Here is a 20,374-nt window from a genome sequence, read left to right as displayed (position 1 = left end):
CGGCGCCGGAGTCGCCGCCCCCGCACCCGGTGACCAGCAGCGCCGCTACCACCGCGAACCCGGTGACAACCTGCATGGACCTTGCACGGGGTTTGACCATTGGCATGATGGCCAAGCGTAGTCTGCGAACGAGTAGTGCCGAAGTGGAGGATTCATTCATGTCCACGCAGCGGGGTTATTACACCGCCGACGAAGTACGCGCGGCCGAGGCCGAGCTGTTCACCCGGGTCCCGGACGGCGTCCCCATGCAGCGCGCGGCCTACGGTCTGGCCACCGTCGTCGCGGGCGAACTGCGGGCGCGCACCGGCGGTGTCGCCGGTCGTTCGGTGACCTTGCTCGTGGGTTCGGGCGACAACGGCGGTGACGCGCTGTGGGCCGGAGCCATGCTGCGGCGGCGCGGCGTCGCGGTGACCGCGGTGCTGTTGAACCCGGCCCGCGTGCACGCGAAAGCGCTTGCGGCGCTGCGCAAGACGGGCGGTCGAGTAGCCACGGAGGTGGGCGAGCCCGACCTGGTCGTCGACGGCATCGTCGGTATTTCCGGACGCGGCGCGTTGCGCCCGGATGCCGCGGAACTCGTTGCCTCGCTCCGGGTCCCGATCATTGCCGCGGATTTGCCGAGCGGCGTGGATCCGGATACCGGTGCGATCACCGGGCCCGCCGTGCAGGCCGACGTCACCGTCGCGTTCGGCGCGTACAAGCCGGTGCACGTGCTCGCCGCGCCGCACTGCGGTCGAATCGAGCTGGTGCCCATCGGGTTACGCCTGCCGGAGCCGAATCTGGCGGCGCTGGAACCCGCTTCGATCGGCGTGCGCTGGCCGGTGCCGAATGCCAACGATGACAAGTACTCCCAGGGCGTCACCGGTGTGTGCGCGGGCAGCGCGGAATACCCGGGCGCGGCGGTGTTGTGCACCGGTGCCGCCGTCGCGGCCACGTCGGGCCTGGTCCGTTACGCCGGAACCGGCGTCGGCGAGGTCCTCGCGCATTTCCCCGAAGTCATTGCCACCGAGCAGGTCTCGGCCGTCGGCCGGGTTCAGGCCTGGGTGTTCGGTCCCGGCGCGGGCACCGATGCGGACGCGCACAAACGGCTCGCCGAGATCCTCGCCACCGATCTGCCCGTCGTGGTGGACGCCGACGGCCTGACCATGCTCGCCGCGGAACCCGAGCTGGTTCGCGGCCGCACCGCGCCGACCGTATTGACCCCGCACGCGGGCGAATTCGCGCGGCTCACCGGCGCGGAGGCAGGCGACGACCGAGTGGCCGCGGTGCGCGCGCTCGCCGAGGACTGGCAACTCACGGTGCTCCTGAAGGGCCGCGCCACCCTCGTCGCCACCCCCGGCGCCCCGGTCCTGGTCAACGAGGCGGGCGCGTCCTGGGCCGCCACCGCGGGCGCGGGCGACGTCCTCTCCGGCATCATCGGCGCCCTGCTCGCCGCGGGCCACGCCCCCGCCTGGTCCGCCGCGGCCGCCGCGCGGGCGCACTCCCTCGCCGCCAACCTCGCCGCGCACCAGGGTCACCCCGAAGCCGCGCCGATTTCGGCGACCCCGCTGCTCGAGCACCTTCGCCCGGCCATCCGCACCCTCCGCGCGTTGGGTCGTCCGGTGGCGATCTGATGCGCATACCTGGGTAGGACTCGTGGGTCGATCACGCTGCTGGCGGCACCGTACGAGTGCGGCGAAAGAAGACCCATTAGCAGCCGTGCCTATTTCGGCGACTCCGGCGGACCGAGCGCATTTGCCCGGCCATCTGCACCCCTGGCGCTGATCGCCCGGTGATCTGATGTGGGCACCCGGGTAGAACTTCTGTGTTGATCAGTCCGCATGGCCATTCGGCACTAACCCGGGGTGCGGCGGGCGAAGGCCACATTTGAAGCCGTCCCCATTTCGGCGACGTTGCTTGATCGTCTCCCGCCATTTCGTCTTGCCGCCGCGCTGAACGCACGCAATCGGCCCGCCGACGCTGCTGCTCCGGTCGCGACGGACCCCACAGTTCCGGAATCATGTCCGGCTGCAAAGGGCTGCCGACCAGCAGCGCTGTGGCCGCCGACGCAGTCATAGGTACGCCCTATGATCTGTGCCCAAGGACACGGCTGCGGTAACTCGCTTCGATCGGGCACCATCGCGCCAATAGACTTCAGCAGAACGTGACGACTTGCTCCGGCCGCGCCTGGGTAACTCGTCGGGTACGGGCGGAGCACCACAGCCCGCCGCGTCACCGCCAGTCGCCGACGCCACCGCCGTGGCATCCGAATCTGGCCTGATTTCCCGGAGAGGCGGACATGTACGCGCAGGTGGAGACGGTCGTCGATCTGGATGCCATTGCCCACAACGTGCGCATCCTGCGGGATTTCGCGGGCGATGCGGCGGTGATGGCCGTGGTCAAGGCCGACGGCTACAACCACGGTGCGGTCGAGGTCGCGCGGGCGGCGCTGGCCGCGGGCGCCGCCGAAATCGGCGTCACCGCGATCGCCGAGGGCGTGCAGCTGCGCGAGGCCGGGATCACCGCGCCGATTCTGAGCTGGCTCAACGACTCCGACGCCGACTACGCGGCCGCGATCACCGCCGACCTCGAGATCGGTGTGTCCTCGCTCAGTCAGCTGCGTGCGGTGGAAGCGGCGGCCAGAAGCACGGGCCGCACCGCGACGGTCACCTTCAAGGTGGACACCGGCCTCAACCGCAACGGCCTGTCGGCGGTCGAATATCCGCTGGCCCTCGCCGAACTGCGGTCCCTGGTCGACGAGCAGGCGGTGCGCTTCCGGGCGATCTTCTCCCACCTGGCCCGCGGTGACGAGCCCGAGCATCCGACCAATAACCTGCAACGCGACCGCCTCCTGGACGCCATCGCCGCCGCGAAAGAGCACGGCCTGGAACCCGAATTGGTGCACCTGGCCAACTCGCCCGCTACGCTGACCCGCCCCGACCTCGCCTTCGACCTGGTCCGCCCGGGCATCGCGATGTACGGCCTGTCCCCGGTGCCGGAACTCGGCGACTTCGGCCTGCGTCCGGCGATGACCTTCCAGGCCCGCGTCGTTCAGGTCAAACGGATCGCGGCGGGGGAGGGCGTCTCCTACGGGCACACCTGGATCGCCCCCCGCGACACCACGATCGCGCTCATCCCCGCTGGCTACGCCGACGGCGTATTCCGGCCGCTGAGTGGACGTTTCGAGGTGTGGCTCGGCGGCGTGCGGCAGCCGAACGTCGGCCGGGTCTGCATGGATCAGTTCGTCGTCGACCTCGGCGACAACGCCGCGAACGTCCAGGAGGGCGATGTCGCGGTGATGTTCGGCGGCGCGGACGGCGCGCCGCGCGCCGAGGACTGGGCCACCCGGCTCGGCACCCTCAACTACGAGGTCGTCTGCTCGCCCCGCGGCCGAGCGGTCCGCCGCTACATCGGCGGCCCCCGGTGACCCGCCGGATCACCGTGCTGCGCGGCGGCCTCGCCACCGCGGGCGTGGTGGGCGCCCTGGCCGGGGTGCACGCGCTGCGCCGCGCGGGCGCCCGCGTGCTGTGGCCGGCCCGGCGCGACGAATACCGGGACGAGAACTTCGATCTCATCGACGAGGACCGCTCCGGCGCGGTGCTGACCGAGGACGGCGTGCGCCTGGCCACCCGCGAATGCGGCCCCGCGGACGCGCCGGTCACCGTGATCTTCGTGCACGGCTTCTGCAACACCATGGAGTCCTTCCACTTTCAGCGCCGCGACCTCGAAAAGCGGTGGGGCGCACGCGCGCGGCTCGTGCTGTTCGACCTCCGCGGACACGGCCGCTCCGGCACGCCGACGACCGAGAGCTGTACGGTCGCCCAGCTCGGCCGCGACCTCGCCGCGGTGATCACGGCGAGCGCGCCGACCGGTCGGGTGGTGCTGGTCGGTCACTCGCTGGGCGGGATGGCGGTGCTCGCGGCCGCGGCGCGGTTCCCGGAGCTGTTCGCGGGCCGGGTGATCGGGGTCGCGTTGCTGTCCACGGCGGCCGCCGAGGTGACCGCGGCTGGTATCACCCAACTGCTGCGCAACCCGGCGATCGATGGGTTCCAGATGGTGGTGCACACCGCGCCGGCGCTGGTGCAGGCGGGACGGTCCACGGCGCGGCACGTGATCACGCCGATCCTGCACGTCAGCTCGTATCACGGCCCGGTGAGCCCGACCCTGTCCCGGTTCACCACGATGATGATCGATCGGACGCCGGTCGAGACCATCGTGAAATTCCTGAAGGCCATCCAGGTGCACGACGAATCGGCCGCGCTGCCCACCCTGGCCCGGCTGCCGGTGCTGGTGCTCGGCGGCACCCACGATCTGGTGATCCCGTTCCGCAACTCGCGTGCGCTGTCCCGGGAGCTACCCGGCTGCGAATTGATCCGGCTCGACGGCGCCGCGCACATGCCACACCTTCAGTTCCCGGATATCGTCAACGACGCGCTCGACCGACTGCTCGTGCGCGCGGGCGCGATCGAACCGACCAATGCCTCGGAGGCGACCAGTGGCTGACCGGCAGCAGCGGATCCTGCCCACCGTCGCCGACACCGAGGCGCTCGGCCGGGAACTCGCGGCGGGACTCGGCGCGGGCGACCTGGTGGTGCTCGACGGCCCGCTCGGTGCGGGCAAGACCGCGCTCACCCGGGGCATCGCCGCGGGACTCGGCGTGCAGGGGCGGGTCAGCTCGCCGACGTTCATCATCGCCCGCCAGCACCGGGCCGGCCCGGGCGACGGCGCGGTGCCGCTGGTGCACGTGGACGCCTATCGGCTCGGCGGCGATCTGGACGAGCTGGACGCCCTGGACCTGGACACCGATCTGCATCAGGCGGTGGTCGTGGTGGAGTGGGGTCGCGGAGTGGTGGAGCACCTCAGCGATCGGCACCTGCGGGTGCTGCTGTCGCGCGAACCGGATTCCGACGTGCGCACCGCCGAATGGGAATGGGTGGATTAACTACCCGGTAGCTCCGCACCGATGGCAGCTACCACCCGGTATCGTTGGATCAATCATGCTGGTATTAAGTGTCGACACCGCGACACCCGCCGTGACAGCGGGATTGGTGGAACTGGAGCAGGCCGCACGGGGCGTGGACACGCGTACCCTCGCCTCCCGGGTTCGGGTCGATCCGCGCGCGCATGCCGAGGTGCTCACCCCGCAGATCCTCGAATGTCTCACGGAGGCCGGACGTTCCAGGGCCGACCTCGACGCGATCGTGGTCGGCATCGGGCCGGGTCCGTTCACCGGGCTGCGCGTCGGCATGGCGACCGCCGCGGCCTTCGGTGACGCGCTGGGCATTCCGGTGTACGGCGTGTGCAGCCTGGACGCGATCGCCGCGGACGCGGTGTCGGACCTCACACCCGGCAGCGAGCTGCTGGTGGTCACCGACGCGCGCCGCCGCGAGGTGTACTGGGCGCGCTACCGCGACGGCGCGCGCGTGGCCGGGCCGGACGTGGCCAAGCCGACCGACGTGGATATGGCGCAGGCCACGGTGATCGCCGGATCGGCCTCGCACGTCGACTTCTTCGACCTGCCGGTGCTGCCGGTGGAGACGCCGTCGCCGGCCGGGCTGGTCCGGGTGGCCGCGGCCGAGCTGCTCGCGCGCGCGGTGCCGGACGCGCTGGTGCCGCTGTACCTGCGCAGGCCCGACGCCGTGGAGAAGAGTTACCGCGCGCTGGACCGGACGGGAGCGTGAGGCGGATGGCGATCCGGATCGAGCCGATGGTCACCGCGGACATCGACCGCTGCGTCGAACTCGAGCAACTGCTGTTCCCGGAGGACGACCCCTGGCACGCGGTGGCTTTCCAATCGGAACTGGCGGCGCCGCACAATCGCTACATCACCGCCCGCGACGACGACGGGCGAATGGTCGGCTACGCCGGCGTCGCGCTGCTCGGTGATGACGAACACCCCGAGGCCGAGGTGCACACCATCGGTGTCGACCCGGCCTGCCTGCGGGCCGGTATCGGCACGCTGCTGCTGGAGGCGCTGCTCGACGAGGCAGGCCGCCGCGGCGGGCCGGTGTTCCTCGAGGTGCGCACCGACAACACGCCCGCGATCGCGTTGTACGCCAAGCACGGATTCCACATCATCGGGTTGCGGAAGAACTACTACCATCCCAGCGGCGCCGATGCCTACACCATGCGCAGGCCCGCGCTGAGCGCGCTGCCCCTCCCGGACGAGGTTCTTTCGTGATCATCATGGGCATCGAAAGTTCCTGCGACGAAACCGGAGTCGGCATCGTGCGCAGGCACGACGACGGCCGCTGCGAACTGCTCGCCGACGAGGTCGCCTCCAGCGTCGATCAGCACGCGCGGTTCGGCGGTGTGGTGCCGGAGATCGCGTCGCGTGCGCATCTGGAGGCAATCGTGCCCGCCATGCGGCGGGCGCTCGCCGCGGCGGGGATCGCGAAGCCGGACGCGCTGTGCGTGACCATCGGCCCCGGCCTGGCCGGTGCGCTGCTGGTCGGTGCCGCGGCCGCGAAAGCCTATGCGGCGGCGTGGGATGTGCCGTTCTACGCGCTGAATCACCTCGGCGGACACGTCGCGGTGGACACGCTGGAGCACGGGCCGATGCCGCCGTGTGTCGCGCTGCTGGTTTCCGGCGGGCATACGCATCTGCTGCACGTCACCGACCTGGCCGAGCCGATCATCGAGCTCGGCAGCACCATCGATGACGCGGCGGGTGAGGCGTTCGACAAGGTCGCCCGGCTGCTCGGGCTCGGCTTCCCGGGCGGTCCGGCGCTGGATGCCGCGGCACGCCAGGGTGATCCGCGGGCGATCGCGTTTCCGCGCGGGATGACCGGGCCGCGCGACGCGCGCTACGACTTCTCCTTCTCCGGGCTGAAGACGGCGGTGGCGCGGTATGTCGAGTCGGCCCAGCGCAGCGGGCTGACCGCCGAGGATCTGCCGATCCCGGACATCGCGGCCTCGTTCCAGGAGGCGGTCGCGGACGTGCTCACCATGAAGGCGGTGCGGGCGGCGCAGGATGTCGGCGTGGACACGCTGGTGCTCGGCGGCGGCGCGACGGCCAACTCGCGGATTCGGTCGATGGCCGAGGAGCGTTGCACGGCGGCCGGATTGACCCTGCGGGTGCCGAAGCCGCGGTTGTGCACGGACAACGGGGTGATGATCGCGGCGCTCGGCGCGCACGTGATCGCGGGTGGCGCGAAGCCCTCACCGCTGACGGTGGCGACCGATCCGGGGCTGCCGGTCTCGATCAGCCGGGTGTTCTAGCCCGTCAGTCGTTTTCGCCGGACTGCCACGGGTTTCCCGCGCCCGGGTGGGCCGAACCCGAATTCTGCCTCGGTGGCATCGGCAGCTGGGACTGGGCGGGCGCCTGGGTCGGCGCGGATCGCTGGTTCGGGACGACGGGCCGGTTCTTGTCCGGTCCGGACGAACCGCCCTGCGGGCCTACGGAATTGCCGAACAACGGACCGAGCAGCTCCGGGAACGGGATCACCGGCAGGTTCGGATCGGGGCGCAGCGTCGGCTGGGTCGGCGGGGTGGCCGGCGTCGGCGTCGCGGTGCTCGACGGCTGGCCGCGGTCCTGGGTGATCGGCGGAATGTTGCCGGTCGGTGGACGATTGGTGCTTTCCTGATTCCGGCCGCTGGTCGAGGCGCCCGCCCCGGTCGGCGCGACGATGCTGCCCGGCGACGGCGGCAGCTGCGAGACGCTGCTGGTGGTGCCCGCGGGGGAGACCTCGTCGTCGGAGGTGGGCGCGAAGGTCTTCACGCCGTAACCGATGATCAGGCCGACCACCACGATCGCGCCGGCCAGTGTGCCGACCACCTTGGTGAACGTGCCGACCGGTGCGTCGGCGCCGAGCGCGGCCACCGGGAACACCGACGGCTGCACCGAATCGGCCACCAGCGCGGCGCCTTTGGCGATCACGGCGTCCGGGTCTTCGACGGTGAACACCGGGACGTCGAGTTTCGCGTCGAGCGTGTCGATGACGGCGGGGATGTTGGCGCCGCCGCCGATCACCGTCACCGCCTGCGGGAACTTGGGCGCCCTGGCGAACACCGCGGCGGCGAAGACGGCGGTCTCGCGCAGCAGATCGGCGATGAGCTCTTCGAAGTCGGCGCGGGTCAGCTTGAGCGGCTGGCCGGCCACGTGGTCGATGGTGACGGCGGGCGCGATGGACAGGTGTTCCTTGGCCGCGCGGCCGCGGTTGGTCAGCATGCCGCGGTTGGGGCGGGTGCCGCGCCGGGCGTAGTGCAGGTCGACCAGGTGGTGGTAGATGAGGTCGTCGATGGCGTTGCCGCTGATCGTGATCGTGCGCTCGGACCGGAGCACGGTGCCGTCGGCCTGGTCGGCGACGGTGACGGTGAGCCCGGTCGCGCCGAGGTCGACGATGGCGACGGTGTCGTAGCGGTCGAGCAGGCCGGTGTGGCGCAGGTAGGTGAGCGCCGCGGTGCCCTCCGGGACGAGCCGGAGTTCGCGCTGCTTGCCGGTGGCCGAGCGGATCGCCTGCGCCTGTTCCTTGGTGCGGTAGGCGACGGCGACGCTGGTCGGCGGGCGGCTGGTCGGCGATTCCAGGTTGCGCGGCTGCGCGCCGGCGAAGCGCGCGCCGACCGGATAGCCGGCGTCGTGCAGCTGCGTGGTGGGTAGCTGGGTGGTCATCAGCTCGATCGAGGAGGCGACGAGGTCGCCGAGATCGGAGTGGGCCGCGTCGGCGGACACGACGCGGTAATCGAAGCTCTGCGCGCCATTCGACGCGGTGGCGACGAGCGCCGAGCACACGACCTCGGACCCGGCGGAGATACCGAGGGATGTTCGCATGTTCATTCACCTCCCTTCGAGCGGATGGTCTTGTGTCGCCGACCATCTCGATTGGACTGCCGAATCACCTGTGGTCGACCGGCGATCCGGCTTCGAAACCCGTTCGGTCCCGGTATCCGGATGGGTCGCGGGGACCGGCGATGGATCACGTGTGGCTAGCTCTCTGGTGCAGCTCGATTGGCGCTGGTTCTTCTCTGACGCTGGGTGTTCGATGACGCCGGAACTTCGGATCACGCTGAGGTATTCGGTGACGCCGAGCGGTGTAGCGACGTACGTTCTGTGACAACCCCTGGTCTCCGACGGCACTGGTTCGTGACGAACACAGCGGTCGGACAGCGACCGTCGTCAATACTGTCACAATCCGTTATCCGAACGTTACAGTTTTCCGGATCTCTTGAAAACCCCTCCGGGCGTGCGTTGGGCGTGTCGCCGACCGCGGGTGTCCGGCGGAGCGCCGGGGCGAGCGAACGCCGCGGGGCCGCGCGATCCAAAATTGGCACCTCCCGGCCTTGAGCGCTGGCACTCTCATGTATAGAGTGCTAGTCGGTACCGCTGATGTGCGCGGCCGGAGTTCCTCCGTTCGGTGCACTGGGCGTGTGCCAGGCATTTTTGACTACTGAGCAGGGGTCCCGGCACCCGCGACGACGGGGCTATGCGACAGGGTCAGCATCAAAACCTGATACCGATGGTCCGGAACAACAGTTGCGGACGACATCCCCTGAAAGTGGAGGGCTCAACGTGGCGAGCGTGAACATCAAGCCGCTCGAGGACAAGATCCTCGTCCAGGCCAACGAGGCCGAGACGACGACGGCCTCCGGCCTGGTCATCCCCGACACGGCGAAGGAAAAGCCGCAGGAGGGCACCGTCATCGCCGTCGGCGAAGGACGCGTCACCGACAAGGGTGACCGCATCCCGGTCGACGTCAAGGAGGGTGACACCGTCATCTACAGCAAGTACGGCGGCACCGAGATCAAGTACCAGGGCGAGGAATACCTCATCCTGTCGGCGCGCGACGTGCTGGCCGTCGTCACCAAGTGACCCGCGCTCCGCGCGGTCGTCGCGGCACGAGCCGCGATCGAGTGATGAACGCTCACCCGACCGCCGGGATCGAGTCGTCATGACACTGCCCCGGTTCCCCTGAGCGGGGACCGGGGCAGTCTCGTCTCAATCCAAGGAATAGGACTTATGCCAAAGCAGATCGAGTTCGACGAGAAGGCTCGCCGGGCTCTGGAACGCGGCGTCGACAAGCTTGCCGACGCCGTCAAGGTCACCCTCGGCCCGCGCGGCAGGCACGTCGTGCTCGCGAAGGCCTTCGGCGGCCCGACCGTGACCAACGACGGCGTCACCATCGCGCGCGAGATCGACCTGGAAGACCCGTTCGAGAACCTTGGTGCGCAGCTGGTCAAGAGCGTCGCCACCAAGACCAACGATGTCGCGGGCGACGGCACCACCACCGCCACCGTGCTGGCCCAGGCGCTGGTCCGCGCCGGCCTGAAGAACGTTGCCGCGGGTGCGAATCCGATCTCGCTCGGCGCCGGCATCGCCAAGGCCGCCGACGCGGTCTCCGCGGCGCTGCTGGCCGCGGCCACCCCGGTGTCCGGCGAGAAGGCGATCGCCCAGGTCGCCACCGTGTCCTCGCGGGACGAGGAAATCGGCGAGATGGTCGGCAAGGCCCTGACCGTCGTCGGCAAGGACGGCGTCGTCACGGTCGAGGAATCCTCGACCACGCAGACCGAGCTCGTGGTCACCGAGGGCGTGCAGTTCGACAAGGGCTACCTCTCGCCCTACTTCGTCACCGACACCGACAGCCAGCAGGCCGTGCTGGAGGATGCGCTCATCCTGCTGCACCGCGAGAAGATCAGCTCGCTGCCGGACTTCCTGCCGCTGCTGGAGAAGATCGCCGAATCCGGCAAGCCGGTGCTGATCATCGCCGAGGACGTCGAGGGCGAGGCGTTGTCCACGCTGGTGGTCAACTCGATCCGCAAGACGATCAAGGCCGTCGCGGTCAAGGCGCCGTTCTTCGGTGACCGGCGCAAGGCGTTCCTGGACGACCTGGCCGTGGTCACCGCGGGCACCGTGATCAACCCCGACCTCGGCATCAACCTGCGTGAGGCGGGCCTGGACGTGCTCGGCCAGGCGCGGCGCATCGTCGTCACCAAGGACGACACCACCATCGTCGACGGCGCGGGCACCAAGGAAGACATCGCGGCCCGCGGCGCGCAGCTGCGGCGCGAGATCGAGGCCACCGATTCCGACTGGGATCGGGAGAAGCTCGAGGAGCGCCTGGCGAAGCTGTCCGGCGGCGTCGCGGTGATCAAGGTCGGCGCGGCCACCGAGACCGCGCTCAAGGAGCGCAAGTACCGGGTCGAGGACGCGGTGAGCGCGGCCAAGGCCGCCGTCGAGGAGGGCATCGTGCCCGGTGGCGGCTCGGCGCTGGTGCAGGCGGCCGCGAAGCTGATCGAGCTGCGCGACTCGCTGTCCGGCGACGAGGCGGTCGGCGTCGAGGTGGTGCGGACCGCACTGTCGGCGCCGCTGTTCTGGATCGCCACCAACGCGGGCGTGGACGGCTCCGTGGTGGTCAGCAAGGTCGCCGACGGCAAGGACGGCTTCAACGCCGCCACCCTGACCTACGGTGACCTGTTGGCCGACGGCGTCGTCGACCCGGTGAAGGTGACCCGCTCGGCCGTCGTGAACGCGGCGTCGGTGGCGCGGATGATCCTGACCACCGAGAGTGCGGTGGTGGACAAGCCCGCCGAAGAGGCGCCCGACCACAGCCATCACGGCCACAGCCACTGAGCTGAAAACCAGAGAAGGCCCTCGGACGACTGTCCGGGGGCCTTCGGTTTACCTAGATCAGGAAGCGACGGGCGGCTGTTCCTCGGCGATGGCGGCGAGCAATCGACTGCGCAGCGTGGCCGGCGGTGGGGTCGCCGTGCGGTCGGCGAGCATGGCGAGTGCTTCTCTCGTCTGACTTATCTCCCTCATGAACTCCGCACGTAGGGCGGGGTCTTCGGTGTCGAGCAGGTCCTGCACCTCATGGTGATCTACGTCGTCGATCGATCCGAGCGCGACGGTGTGCGCGAGATCGACCTGGCGTTCGTTCATCTCACGTCACCCCCAAACTTCTTTTGAGTCGTGTCAATCCGTCCCGAATTCGGGACTTAACGGTCGGTAACCCTACTCCGAGGTACTGCGCGACCTCCGCGTAGGTTCGCCCGCCGTAGTAGGCGAGCGAGATGGCCTCTCGCTGGGTCTCGGTCAAAGTGGCGAGCCCGTCGAGGACGGCCTGTTGTTCGAGCCTTCGCTCTACCTCTTCGGTCACCTCGTCGAATTCGTTACCGAGAACCCGGATTCCGTAGGCGACCTCGCGTTGGGTGTGGGCCTGCTCGGCGCGCACCCGGTCGACGGCCCGCCGGTGCGCGAGCGTCATCAGCCAGGTCACCGCCGAACCCTTGTCGGCGTCGAAACTGGCTGCCGTACGCCAGATTTGCAGGTACACCTCCTGCGTCGTCTCCTCGGCGTAGCCGGGGTCGTGCAGGACGCGCAGCACCAGACCGAAGACGCGCGCGGACGTCCGGTCGTATAGCTCGGCAAAGGCTTCCTGGTCGGACTCACCGCACCGATGTAGCAGTTCGGCGAGTTCGATGCTCTCGGCGGCGCGGGCCGTAACCGCAGAATCAACACCGGGTGGGAAGGCATCTCTTCGGAACGAGTCGCCCTCTGCGGCCGGCTGCCGCGTTGTCACAACGCTCCATTCTGTGTCATCGGTCACCACCGTAGCGGGTCGCTATGACCTCCCTTCGGCTGGGGGTTGGCAAACCACCTGTGGCCCAGCGACTTTGCGGAAAACTTCGACACGCCAGGTGACTCAAACCAGAGACACGCCGTGACACGCCGATAGCTAACCGCGAAACGCAGGGCTCGACAGGGTGTGCGGCTTCGGGTGGTCGCCGCTGCAGGCGTGGCGGAGGTGACCGCTTATTGCCTGCCGGTTGTTTGCTAGGGATTCGGCGCGCCGCCCCCCGCGGATGGGAACAAATTTCAACTAAACCGCCATGCGCCGCCGATTGCGTCGGGCGTGCATCTCGCGCTCGGTCTCGGACATGCCGCCCCAGATGCCGTAAGGCTCGCTGACTTTGAGGGCGTGGCTGCGGCACTGCATCAGCACCGGGCAGGCCCGGCAGATCTCTTTGGCGCGCATCTCGCGCGCGGTACGGGCTCGGCCACGTTCGCCGTCGGGATGGAAGAACACGGCGGAGTCCTGCCCGCGGCAGGACCCTCGCATCTGCCAATCCCAGACATCGGCGTTCGGCCCGGGGAGGTGGGTCGGCATGGGCATTGTGTGAACTCCTCGTGGTGCGAGCTCGTCAGCGTTGTCGAGCAGTTGTTCTGCAAAGTGTGGTAGGCCACGGCGCTGTGTCGGCGGGTGCCCCTGTGCTCGCCCGTTGCGGTCGCTGCAATTTCGCGCGGCGCCGTCCGTGGCGATGAGCTACGTTAGGTCCAGCCGCGAAATTCCGTCAATAGTTCGACGCAGCAGTTTCCCAAATCTCAGGCCGCGAAATTTAACCTTTGAGCTGTTTACTTTTCGCATTGGTTCCAGGGATACTGATCGGTTGACCAGTGGCAGCTGGGTACTCGCTGCTCTGGATCAGGGCGCATTTCCGCTGGTAGACCCCATTTTTAGGGGCAGGTGCTCGATCAGAGCCCAACCGGGACCGGGTGGGGGTGGTCACAGCACCGCACGGCGACCCGTTCGGCGAGCAGATCCGAGATGGCGGAAACGGGGCATCGAGGTTAATTGCGCGAAACGCATGTGAATTCCGATCGCGGGCGCCCGGTGATTGCCGGTACGAGATTTACCTGATGGAAACATCGGATAGAGATCAGAAATGCTGAGTAGTTGCCGGTCGGTCGGCCCAGGTCTTTCTCCCGGCCATCTCCGGCCGGCCCGGGATACAGTTTCGGCCGTGTTCGCACCTGCTCCGCTCGGAGATACCCGATTCGAGATACTCGCTGAGAGCGCCTTCGGGTCGCGCCCCGGCCGCGCCGCTGCCGAGTTGCCGACCGCCCCCGACGCGCTGGCTTCCTGGTATCGAGCGGTGATTCTGGGCGGTCAGGGCCGTTATGCCGCGGCCCGCGCCGAATTGCGAATTGTGCGGGCCCGCGGCGCCGACCCGATCGTGCTTTCGCTGGCCGCGAGTGCCGAGGGTTCGCTGCTGCGCCAGCTCGGCTGGCACGCCAGGGCCGCCGTCCTGGACGGGCGGGCGGTCGCCCTGATCTCGACGACATCCCTCGGCGATCGCGCGGTCGGTCCCGGCCGGGCGACCGAGGCGGCCGGCTACCCGTTCGATCCCGGTGACGCGATCTGCGACGCGCTGACCGGTCTCGCCGCCGACGCGCTCGGCCTCGGCCGGGTGCCGCTGGCCTGGCGACTGCTGCGCCGCTGCGCCGACCTGGTGCCCGACGAGCGGCTCGGCTGGCGGCCCGCCATCCGCAGGCAGTGGGTCAGCGCCGAAACCTCGCTTGCCGCAGGCACTGTCGAGCCCGCGCTGACCCACGCGGCGGCCGCGCTCGACCTCGCCGAGCGCGGGCCGTCGGTGCGGCACCTGGTCAAGTCCCGGCTGCTGGCCGCCGCGGCCGCCGCGGTGGCGGGGGAGCACGAGCGGTCCCGCGCGCTGGCCGATCAGGTCGCCGAGGAATGTCGCGAACACGGCCTGCTCCCGTTGCGCTGGGCCAGTGCGATGCTGCGGGCGGGGCTGGCGGTCGAGGGCGCCGCGGCGGAGGCCGAGGACTGTGCGGCGACCATCGCCCGACGTGGCGGTCGGTTTCGTCCGCCGACGACGGCCTAGCCGTCAAACGGGACGCTCCCAGTTGCCTTGTTCCGGGCGCTGTATCGCTATTGTTAGTTCCGTTCCGCCCCTTCGGCGGAAGCACTGGTCATCACCGACCGTGCCACTTGTAACGCCGGGAATCTCTCTGACGATGACGAACATGGGCGAAGAGTTGGACCTCGCCGTCTCTGCGGCTGCGCAGGGCGACAGATCCGCTTTAGCTCAGGTACTGGAGATGATCCGCCCGCTCGTGGTGCGTTATTGCCGCGCGCGGATCGGAGCCGCGGAGCGTGGGCAGCTCTCCGCGGATGATGTTGCGCAGGAGGTCTGTCTGGCCGTGATGACCGCCTTGCCCAGGTATCAAGACCAGGGCAGGCCCTTCATGGCCTTCGTTTACGGAATCGCTTCGCACAAGGTCGCCGACGCCCATCGCAACGCCGCCCGTAACAAGGCGGAGGCAATGGCCGAAGTACCAGATGTCATATCCACCGACCATGGTCCGGAACAACGAGCTCTCGAATCGGAGACGAGCAGGCAGATGAACCGTCTGCTCGCGACACTCCCCGAGAAACATCGAGAGATCCTGATCCTGCGATTGGTCATGGGTTTGTCAGCCGAAGAAACCGCAGTCGCCGTGGGCAGTACGGCGGGGGCGATACGAGTGGCCCAGCACAGGGCACTCGCGAAACTGAAGTCTCAAGTGGCGAGGGCAGGTGAAATGTATGGCTAGGGATGGCGAGCGCGGTCGGGGTGACTGGAAAGCGCGGCTTGGATCGCGAAACAGCGGTCCCTACGCCGACGCGTCCGGAGACACGGGACCGGTCGATATCGCCGCGGTACGCCGCGACGATGCGTTGATCGAAGCGATCGCAAGCGATGGCCCGGTACGGACCGACAGCGCGGAGGAATATCAGCTCGCGACCTTGCTCGCGGACTGGCGAGCGGAGCTCATCGCTGCGCCGATGGCCGCGGGACCGGATCTGGATGAGATCGTCGCGGCGGTCAATCAGGAGATCGGCGCGGCGCGTCAGGCGCGGACCGGCACGGGGAGCACTCGACTGAAGTTGGTTCGTCCGTTGCTGGGCACCGCGGCGGCACTCGCCCTGGTCTTCGGCGGCATGACGGCGTTCTCCTATCAGTCCGAACCCGGCGATCCGCTGTGGAAGGTCAAGGAGGTCGTCTTCAATCAGGCGGCGCAGAGCACCGTGGCGCAACGGGCCGACACCGATCTGGATGAAGCGGGGAAGCTGATCAACCAGAATCCGGTGCAGGCCAAGGAACGGCTGGTGCAGGCGAAGGCGAACGCGGACCAGATCGACAATCCGGTGCGCCACGCGCAGCTGATGACGGAGTGGCAACGCCTCGTCGATCAACTGCGGGACATGGGCTACGGCGAACTGGCCGATCAGCTGGATCAGGGCACCTCGACGAAGCCGACCGACCCGTCGACGGGGACCAGCGTGACGCCGACGAAGCCGAAGCCGCCGGTCGACCCGACGATTTTGCAGACGAAGCCGACTCAGCCGAGCGACAAGCCCACTGAGCCGACCGACCCGACCACGCTCCCGACCGACGACAAGCCGACTCCGCCGTCGGTGACGACCCCGCCGCCGACGGTGGAGCCGACCACTCAGCCGCCGGTCACGCCGACCACCGTGTCCAAGCCCACGGTGGTCGAGCCGACCGGAGCAAACGGTGGCGCGCCCACCGTCCCGGCGACTCTGGTGCCGACACGTCCCGATCCGGGGACCACGTTCGTGATTCCGTCCGGAGCGGGCGGCGGGGCGACCCCGAGCTAGCGGGCGGGCGGGTCAGCAACCCGCGAGAAACTTTCGAACAAGACAAGAACCGATTGCCGACTGGCGGTCGGTTTTCTGTCTTTCCCGGCGTCGTGCCCCCGGCAGGGATGCGGTGAAGATCACAGCGCTATATCCCGCACTACGCGAGCTCCCGGAAGGGGCCGCGTCATCGGTTCGGTGGGCCGAACCTCAGTTGTCGAATCCGTCGAACCCGTCGCCGTGGAAGGCCTCGTTCATCGAGGCGTCCGCGTATCCCCGGCAGTAATCCCAGGTGACATACGCTTCCGGCGTCGGATCATAGGCGGGCTCGTGCGGGCGCACGGTGCCGTCCACCAACAGTTGAAGTAGGTTGGCGCGCAACATGTCCCAGTCGTGGTAGTGATCCTGCCGACAGTCTTCGCAGCTCACCACGAGTCCGCGGATTCCGCGGTGCGCTAGTAGCGCCTCGTAGACGGCCAGATCGGCGAGATCTTCCTCGACCGCAAGGCGCTCATGGGGATCCAGCGGCTCACCGGGCTCGATGGCGTCGAGCGCGGCGGACGGGTCGGAGGGGTCTCCGGCGAACGGATCCGGCGGCAAGCCAGGTGGTAGATGGTCACGCACATCCCCACGGTACGCAGAACAGGGTGGTCTGCGCCAGCTATGTCGGCCGCAAGTTTCGTCTGTCCTACCCGCCCCCGGTCCCCGCCGTACCCCGGTGCGCGCCCGCCCCGCCCGGCTCCGCCTGCCCGTCATCGCCCGGGTGGGCTCACTTCGCCGACGAGTTTGCGGGACAGATACCATGGTCTCAGGCCCCGGCGAGCACCCGACACGATTCCCGGAGCCACCAGTCCATCCCATCAGCTGCGCGCGGCGCCGGTAATCCCGGCGCCGGTCGCTGTCGACGTCCAGGAGGGGTCGATCCGAATGAGTAATCCCGTATCGGGCGAACGCACCGCTGTCCGCCCATCTACGGGTGGTGACGATCCGAACAAGATCGCCATGCTCGGCCTCACATTCGACGATGTGCTGTTGCTGCCCGCCGCCTCGGATCTCATCCCCAGCTCTGTGGAGACCTCCAGCCAACTGACCAGGGACATCCGCCTGCGGACCCCGCTGGTCAGTTCGGCGATGGACACGGTGACCGAGGCGCGGATGGCCATCTCGATGGCCAGGGCAGGCGGCATGGGTGTGCTGCACCGCAACCTGTCCGCCGCCGACCAGGCCGCCCAGGTGGAGACCGTGAAGCGGTCCGAAGCGGGCATGGTCACCGATCCGGTCACCTGCCGCCCGTCCGACACGCTGGCCGAGGTCGACGCCATGTGCGCCCGGTTCCGCATCTCCGGTCTGCCGGTGGTGGACGAGGTCGGCAGCCTGGTGGGCATCATCACCAACCGCGACATGCGGTTCGAGGTCGATCAGAACCGCAGGGTCGAAGAGGTGATGACCAAGGCGCCGCTGATCACCGCGCAGGAGGGCGTCACCGCGGAGGCCGCGCTCGGCCTGCTGCGCCGGCACAAGATCGAGAAGCTGCCCATCGTCGACGGCAACGGCAAGCTGCGCGGGCTCATCACCGTCAAGGACTTCGTCAAGACCGATCAGTACCCGAACGCCACCAAGGACCGCGACGGCCGCCTGCTGGTCGGCGCCGCGGTCGGCGTCGGCGACGACGCCTGGTCGCGCGCCATGACGCTGTCCGACGCGGGCGTCGACGTGCTCATCGTGGACACCGCGCACGGCCATCAGGCCCAGGTGCTGCAGATGGTCACCAAGATCAAGGCCGAGGTCGGCGACCGGATCCAGATCGTCGGCGGCAACGTCGCGACCAGGGCGGGCGCCCTCGCGCTGGTCGACGCAGGCGCGGACGCGGTGAAGGTCGGCGTCGGTCCCGGCTCCATCTGCACCACCCGCGTGGTGGCCGGTGTCGGCGCGCCGCAGATCACCGCGATCCTGGAGGCCGTCGCCGCGTGCAAGCCGCACGGCGTTCCGGTGATCGCCGACGGCGGCATCCAGTTCTCCGGCGACATCGCCAAGGCGATCGCGGCGGGCGCGTCCACCGTGATGCTCGGCTCGCTGCTGGCCGGCACCGCCGAGTCGCCCGGTGAGCTGATCCTGGTGGGCGGCAAGCAGTTCAAGAGCTACCGCGGCATGGGTTCGCTCGGCGCGATGCAGGGACGCGGCCAGGCCAAGTCCTTCTCCAAGGACCGCTACTTCCAGGACGACGTGCTGGCCGAGGACAAGCTGGTGCCCGAGGGCATCGAGGGCCGGGTGCCGTTCCGTGGACCGGTCAACCAGGTCATCCATCAGCTCGTCGGCGGCCTGCGCGCGGCCATGGGCTACACCGGCTCGCAGTCCATCGCGCACCTGCAGGACGCGCAGTTCGTGCAGATCACCGCGGCGGGACTCAAGGAGAGCCACCCGCACGACATCACGATGACCGTCGAGGCCCCTAACTACACTGGTCGCGGCTAGCCGCTCGATGATCGTGTACGAGACCGCTTGGTCCGTGCATGATTGAGCGTGCCCACGGGTGTCTGGGTACGAACCGATGGTCGAGCAGAGTTGCGGGCCCCTGCGGTCCGTGCTCGGCCGCCCACAGGTAAACCACCGGAGGCGCGAGTTCTGCGAGCGCCGTTCGCGGCCCGTCGCGCGTCCGAGCTGTCGAAGCACATGCGCCGCAGGCGCGGGTCTCGACAACTCGGAGGCGCGACACCCGGGGGCCGCGAACACGCAGTGCCGCAGGCACTGCAAATTAGACAAGGAGTAGACACGTGCGCGACATGGTCGAGATCGGCATGGGCCGGACCGCCCGGCGTACCTACGAGCTGGACGATATCGACATCGTTCCCTCGCGCCGGACCCGCTCGTCGAAGCAGGTGTCGCTGTCCTGGCAGCTCGACGCCTACCGCTTCGAGATCCCGTTCCTCGCGCACCCGACCGACGCCCTGGTGTCGCCGGAGTTCGCCATCGAGCTCGGCAGGCTCGGCGGCCTCGGCGTGATCAACGGTGAGGGGCTGTGGGCCAGGCACGCCGACGTCGCCGCGAAGATCGACCAGCTGCTCGAGCTCGTCGGCAAGGGCGGCTACGAGCGCGCCGTCTCGCTGCTGCAGGAACTGCACGCCGCGCCGATGCAGCCGGAGCTGCTCGCCGCCGCCGTCGCTCAGGTCAAGGCGGCCGGGGTGACCGTCGCGGTGCGGGTCAGCCCGCAGAACGCCCGCGCGCTCACCCCCGCGCTGGTGCAGGCCGGCGTCGACCTGCTGGTCGTGCACGGCACCATCATCTCCGCCGAACACGTCGGCGACGGTGAGCCGCTGAACCTCAAGACCTTCATCGCCGAACTCGACGTGCCCGTGGTGGCCGGCGGGGTCAGCGACCACCGCACCGCGCTGCACCTGATGCGCACCGGCGCGGCCGGCGTCATCGTCGGCTACGGCTCGTTCCAGGGCGCGACCACCACCCGCGAGGTGCTCGGCATCGGCGTGCCGATGGCCACCGCGATCGCCGACGCCGCGGCCGCGCGCCGGGACTACCTCGACGAGACCGGCGGGCGCTACGTGCACGTCATCGCCGACGGCGACGTGGAGACCTCCGGCCAGCTGGCCAAGACCATCGCCTGCGGCGCGGACGCCGCGATGCTCGGCGTGCCGCTCGCCGTGGCCGCCGAGGCGCCCGGCCGCGGCTGGTACTGGCCGTCGGCCGCCGCGCACCCCTCGGTGCCGCGTGGCTCGCTGCTCGGCGTCGAATGGGAACTGGACGAGGGCAACGGCGATGTCGTGCGCCCCAGCCTCGAACAGGTCCTCTACGGCCCCTCCGACGACCCGTTCGGCTCGCTGAATCTGGTTGGCGGCCTCCGCCGTTCGATGGCCAAGGCCGGCTACTCCGACCTCAAGGAATTCCAGAAGGTCGGCCTCAGCGTCCGCGGTTGAGCCGCGGACGCCGCGTTCCGGGTCGTCACCGCAGGCCGGTGGTGGCGACCCAGAAACGTGGCAGCCGCTATTTCGGGCGGACGACTGCGCCGT

General features: G+C 69.2%; 19 protein-coding genes. 14 read left to right on the top strand and 5 right to left on the bottom strand.

All coding sequences use genetic code 11. From position 1 onward, the window contains the following. Positions 1-158: 158 nt before the first annotated feature. From ACFQ9K_RS39930 to tsaD, 7 genes are all read left to right on the top strand, one after another. Positions 159-1,610, top strand: a complete 1,452-nt coding sequence (locus ACFQ9K_RS39930) for an NAD(P)H-hydrate dehydratase (protein ID WP_378718119.1) — start codon at positions 159-161, stop codon at positions 1,608-1,610. Between the two features lie 665 nt (positions 1,611-2,275). Then, positions 2,276-3,403 carry an alanine racemase gene (gene alr / locus ACFQ9K_RS39925; protein WP_378718118.1) on the top strand — a complete coding sequence of 376 codons (1,128 nt, stop codon included), beginning with the start codon at positions 2,276-2,278 and terminating at the stop codon, positions 3,401-3,403. Then, the gene (locus ACFQ9K_RS39920) at positions 3,400-4,479 is read left to right on the top strand and encodes an alpha/beta fold hydrolase (RefSeq protein ID WP_378718117.1); all 1,080 of its coding nucleotides are present in this window, start codon (positions 3,400-3,402) and stop codon (positions 4,477-4,479) included. The genes alr and ACFQ9K_RS39920 overlap by 4 nt, the downstream gene beginning before the upstream one ends. Further along, the gene (tsaE, locus tag ACFQ9K_RS39915; protein ID WP_378718115.1) at positions 4,454-4,918 is read left to right on the top strand and encodes a tRNA (adenosine(37)-N6)-threonylcarbamoyltransferase complex ATPase subunit type 1 TsaE; all 465 of its coding nucleotides are present in this window, start codon (positions 4,454-4,456) and stop codon (positions 4,916-4,918) included. The genes ACFQ9K_RS39920 and tsaE overlap by 26 nt, the downstream gene beginning before the upstream one ends. Positions 4,919-4,973: 55 nt before the next feature. Then, positions 4,974-5,657: a tRNA (adenosine(37)-N6)-threonylcarbamoyltransferase complex dimerization subunit type 1 TsaB gene (gene tsaB, locus ACFQ9K_RS39910; RefSeq protein WP_378718114.1), complete on the top strand. Its 684-nt coding sequence runs from the start codon at positions 4,974-4,976 to the stop codon at positions 5,655-5,657. A 5-nt stretch (positions 5,658-5,662) separates the two neighbouring features. Beyond that, positions 5,663-6,157: a ribosomal protein S18-alanine N-acetyltransferase gene (gene rimI / locus ACFQ9K_RS39905; RefSeq protein ID WP_378718113.1), complete on the top strand. Its 495-nt coding sequence runs from the start codon at positions 5,663-5,665 to the stop codon at positions 6,155-6,157. Beyond that, positions 6,154-7,197, top strand: a complete 1,044-nt coding sequence (tsaD, locus tag ACFQ9K_RS39900; protein WP_378718111.1) for a tRNA (adenosine(37)-N6)-threonylcarbamoyltransferase complex transferase subunit TsaD — start codon at positions 6,154-6,156, stop codon at positions 7,195-7,197. Before rimI ends, tsaD begins: the two co-directional genes overlap by 4 nt. Before the next feature lie 4 nt (positions 7,198-7,201). Here tsaD and ACFQ9K_RS39895 read toward each other — a convergent pair whose 3' ends face one another. Next, positions 7,202-8,746 (bottom strand): Hsp70 family protein, encoded by a 1,545-nt coding sequence (locus tag ACFQ9K_RS39895; RefSeq protein ID WP_378718109.1) that lies wholly within the window; start codon positions 8,744-8,746, stop codon positions 7,202-7,204. Positions 8,747-9,484: 738 nt separating this feature from the next. Between ACFQ9K_RS39895 and groES the strand changes: the two genes are divergently transcribed. Both groES and groL read left to right on the top strand, forming a co-directional pair. After that, positions 9,485-9,784 carry a co-chaperone GroES gene (groES, locus tag ACFQ9K_RS39890; RefSeq protein ID WP_014981824.1) on the top strand — a complete coding sequence of 100 codons (300 nt, stop codon included), beginning with the start codon at positions 9,485-9,487 and terminating at the stop codon, positions 9,782-9,784. 147 nt (positions 9,785-9,931) lie between these two features. After that, the gene (gene groL / locus ACFQ9K_RS39885) at positions 9,932-11,542 is read left to right on the top strand and encodes a chaperonin GroEL (protein ID WP_378718107.1); all 1,611 of its coding nucleotides are present in this window, start codon (positions 9,932-9,934) and stop codon (positions 11,540-11,542) included. A gap of 57 nt (positions 11,543-11,599) precedes the next feature. On the opposite strand, the gene ACFQ9K_RS39880 is transcribed toward groL, so the two are convergent. The 3 genes from ACFQ9K_RS39880 to ACFQ9K_RS39870 all read right to left on the bottom strand — a co-directional run bounded on the left by ACFQ9K_RS39880 (position 11,600) and on the right by ACFQ9K_RS39870 (position 13,085). Further along, positions 11,600-11,851: a hypothetical protein gene (locus ACFQ9K_RS39880; RefSeq protein WP_378718106.1), complete on the bottom strand. Its 252-nt coding sequence runs from the start codon at positions 11,849-11,851 to the stop codon at positions 11,600-11,602. Between the two features lies 1 nt (position 11,852). Continuing rightward, positions 11,853-12,491, bottom strand: coding sequence for a sigma-70 family RNA polymerase sigma factor (locus ACFQ9K_RS39875; protein WP_378718103.1), 639 nt, complete (start codon positions 12,489-12,491; stop codon positions 11,853-11,855). 300 nt (positions 12,492-12,791) lie between these two features. Next, positions 12,792-13,085: a WhiB family transcriptional regulator gene (locus tag ACFQ9K_RS39870; RefSeq protein ID WP_014981828.1), complete on the bottom strand. Its 294-nt coding sequence runs from the start codon at positions 13,083-13,085 to the stop codon at positions 12,792-12,794. 628 nt (positions 13,086-13,713) lie between these two features. Between ACFQ9K_RS39870 and ACFQ9K_RS39865 the strand changes: the two genes are divergently transcribed. The 3 genes from ACFQ9K_RS39865 to ACFQ9K_RS39855 all read left to right on the top strand — a co-directional run bounded on the left by ACFQ9K_RS39865 (position 13,714) and on the right by ACFQ9K_RS39855 (position 16,376). After that, complete coding sequence (locus tag ACFQ9K_RS39865) at positions 13,714-14,595, top strand: hypothetical protein (protein WP_378718101.1); 882 nt, start codon at positions 13,714-13,716, stop codon at positions 14,593-14,595. 133 nt (positions 14,596-14,728) lie between these two features. Then, entirely contained in the window at positions 14,729-15,307 is a 579-nt protein-coding gene (locus tag ACFQ9K_RS39860; RefSeq protein WP_364737934.1) for a sigma-70 family RNA polymerase sigma factor, read from the top strand. Further along, the gene (locus tag ACFQ9K_RS39855; protein WP_378718099.1) at positions 15,300-16,376 is read left to right on the top strand and encodes an anti-sigma-D factor RsdA; all 1,077 of its coding nucleotides are present in this window, start codon (positions 15,300-15,302) and stop codon (positions 16,374-16,376) included. Before ACFQ9K_RS39860 ends, ACFQ9K_RS39855 begins: the two co-directional genes overlap by 8 nt. Before the next feature lie 189 nt (positions 16,377-16,565). On the opposite strand, the gene ACFQ9K_RS39850 is transcribed toward ACFQ9K_RS39855, so the two are convergent. Beyond that, on the bottom strand, positions 16,566-16,979 hold the full coding sequence (locus ACFQ9K_RS39850) for a DUF5319 domain-containing protein (protein ID WP_022567296.1): 414 nt from the start codon (positions 16,977-16,979) through the stop codon (positions 16,566-16,568). A gap of 303 nt (positions 16,980-17,282) precedes the next feature. On the opposite strand from ACFQ9K_RS39850, the gene guaB reads away from it, so the two are divergent. Both guaB and ACFQ9K_RS39840 read left to right on the top strand, forming a co-directional pair. Next, positions 17,283-18,827 (top strand): IMP dehydrogenase, encoded by a 1,545-nt coding sequence (gene guaB / locus ACFQ9K_RS39845; RefSeq protein ID WP_378718098.1) that lies wholly within the window; start codon positions 17,283-17,285, stop codon positions 18,825-18,827. Positions 18,828-19,126: 299 nt separating this feature from the next. Then, positions 19,127-20,281: a GuaB3 family IMP dehydrogenase-related protein gene (locus ACFQ9K_RS39840; RefSeq protein ID WP_150404219.1), complete on the top strand. Its 1,155-nt coding sequence runs from the start codon at positions 19,127-19,129 to the stop codon at positions 20,279-20,281. Positions 20,282-20,374: the final 93 nt, after the last annotated feature.

This window comes from Nocardia sp. NPDC056564, from assembly GCF_042793755.1.
Taxonomy (GTDB): domain Bacteria; phylum Actinomycetota; class Actinomycetes; order Mycobacteriales; family Mycobacteriaceae; genus Nocardia.
Note: the sequence above shows the minus strand (reverse complement) of the source record. Positions and strands in the feature narration are given on the sequence as shown.

What these genes read in the sequence shown, in the direction of transcription:
- ACFQ9K_RS39930 (WP_378718119.1), top strand. Translation starts at nt 159, where the DNA reads ATGTCCACGCAGCGGGGTTATTACACCGCCGACGAAGTACGCGCGGCC.
- alr (WP_378718118.1), top strand. Translation starts at nt 2,276, where the DNA reads ATGTACGCGCAGGTGGAGACGGTCGTCGATCTGGATGCCATTGCCCAC.
- tsaE (WP_378718115.1), top strand. Translation starts at nt 4,454, where the DNA reads ATGCCTCGGAGGCGACCAGTGGCTGACCGGCAGCAGCGGATCCTGCCC.
- tsaB (WP_378718114.1), top strand. Translation starts at nt 4,974, where the DNA reads ATGCTGGTATTAAGTGTCGACACCGCGACACCCGCCGTGACAGCGGGA.
- rimI (WP_378718113.1), top strand. Translation starts at nt 5,663, where the DNA reads ATGGCGATCCGGATCGAGCCGATGGTCACCGCGGACATCGACCGCTGC.
- ACFQ9K_RS39895 (WP_378718109.1), bottom strand. Translation starts at nt 8,746, where the DNA reads ATGCGAACATCCCTCGGTATCTCCGCCGGGTCCGAGGTCGTGTGCTCG.
- groL (WP_378718107.1), top strand. Translation starts at nt 9,932, where the DNA reads ATGCCAAAGCAGATCGAGTTCGACGAGAAGGCTCGCCGGGCTCTGGAA.
- ACFQ9K_RS39880 (WP_378718106.1), bottom strand. Translation starts at nt 11,851, where the DNA reads ATGAACGAACGCCAGGTCGATCTCGCGCACACCGTCGCGCTCGGATCG.
- ACFQ9K_RS39870 (WP_014981828.1), bottom strand. Translation starts at nt 13,085, where the DNA reads ATGCCCATGCCGACCCACCTCCCCGGGCCGAACGCCGATGTCTGGGAT.
- ACFQ9K_RS39860 (WP_364737934.1), top strand. Translation starts at nt 14,729, where the DNA reads ATGACGAACATGGGCGAAGAGTTGGACCTCGCCGTCTCTGCGGCTGCG.
- ACFQ9K_RS39855 (WP_378718099.1), top strand. Translation starts at nt 15,300, where the DNA reads ATGGCTAGGGATGGCGAGCGCGGTCGGGGTGACTGGAAAGCGCGGCTT.
- guaB (WP_378718098.1), top strand. Translation starts at nt 17,283, where the DNA reads ATGAGTAATCCCGTATCGGGCGAACGCACCGCTGTCCGCCCATCTACG.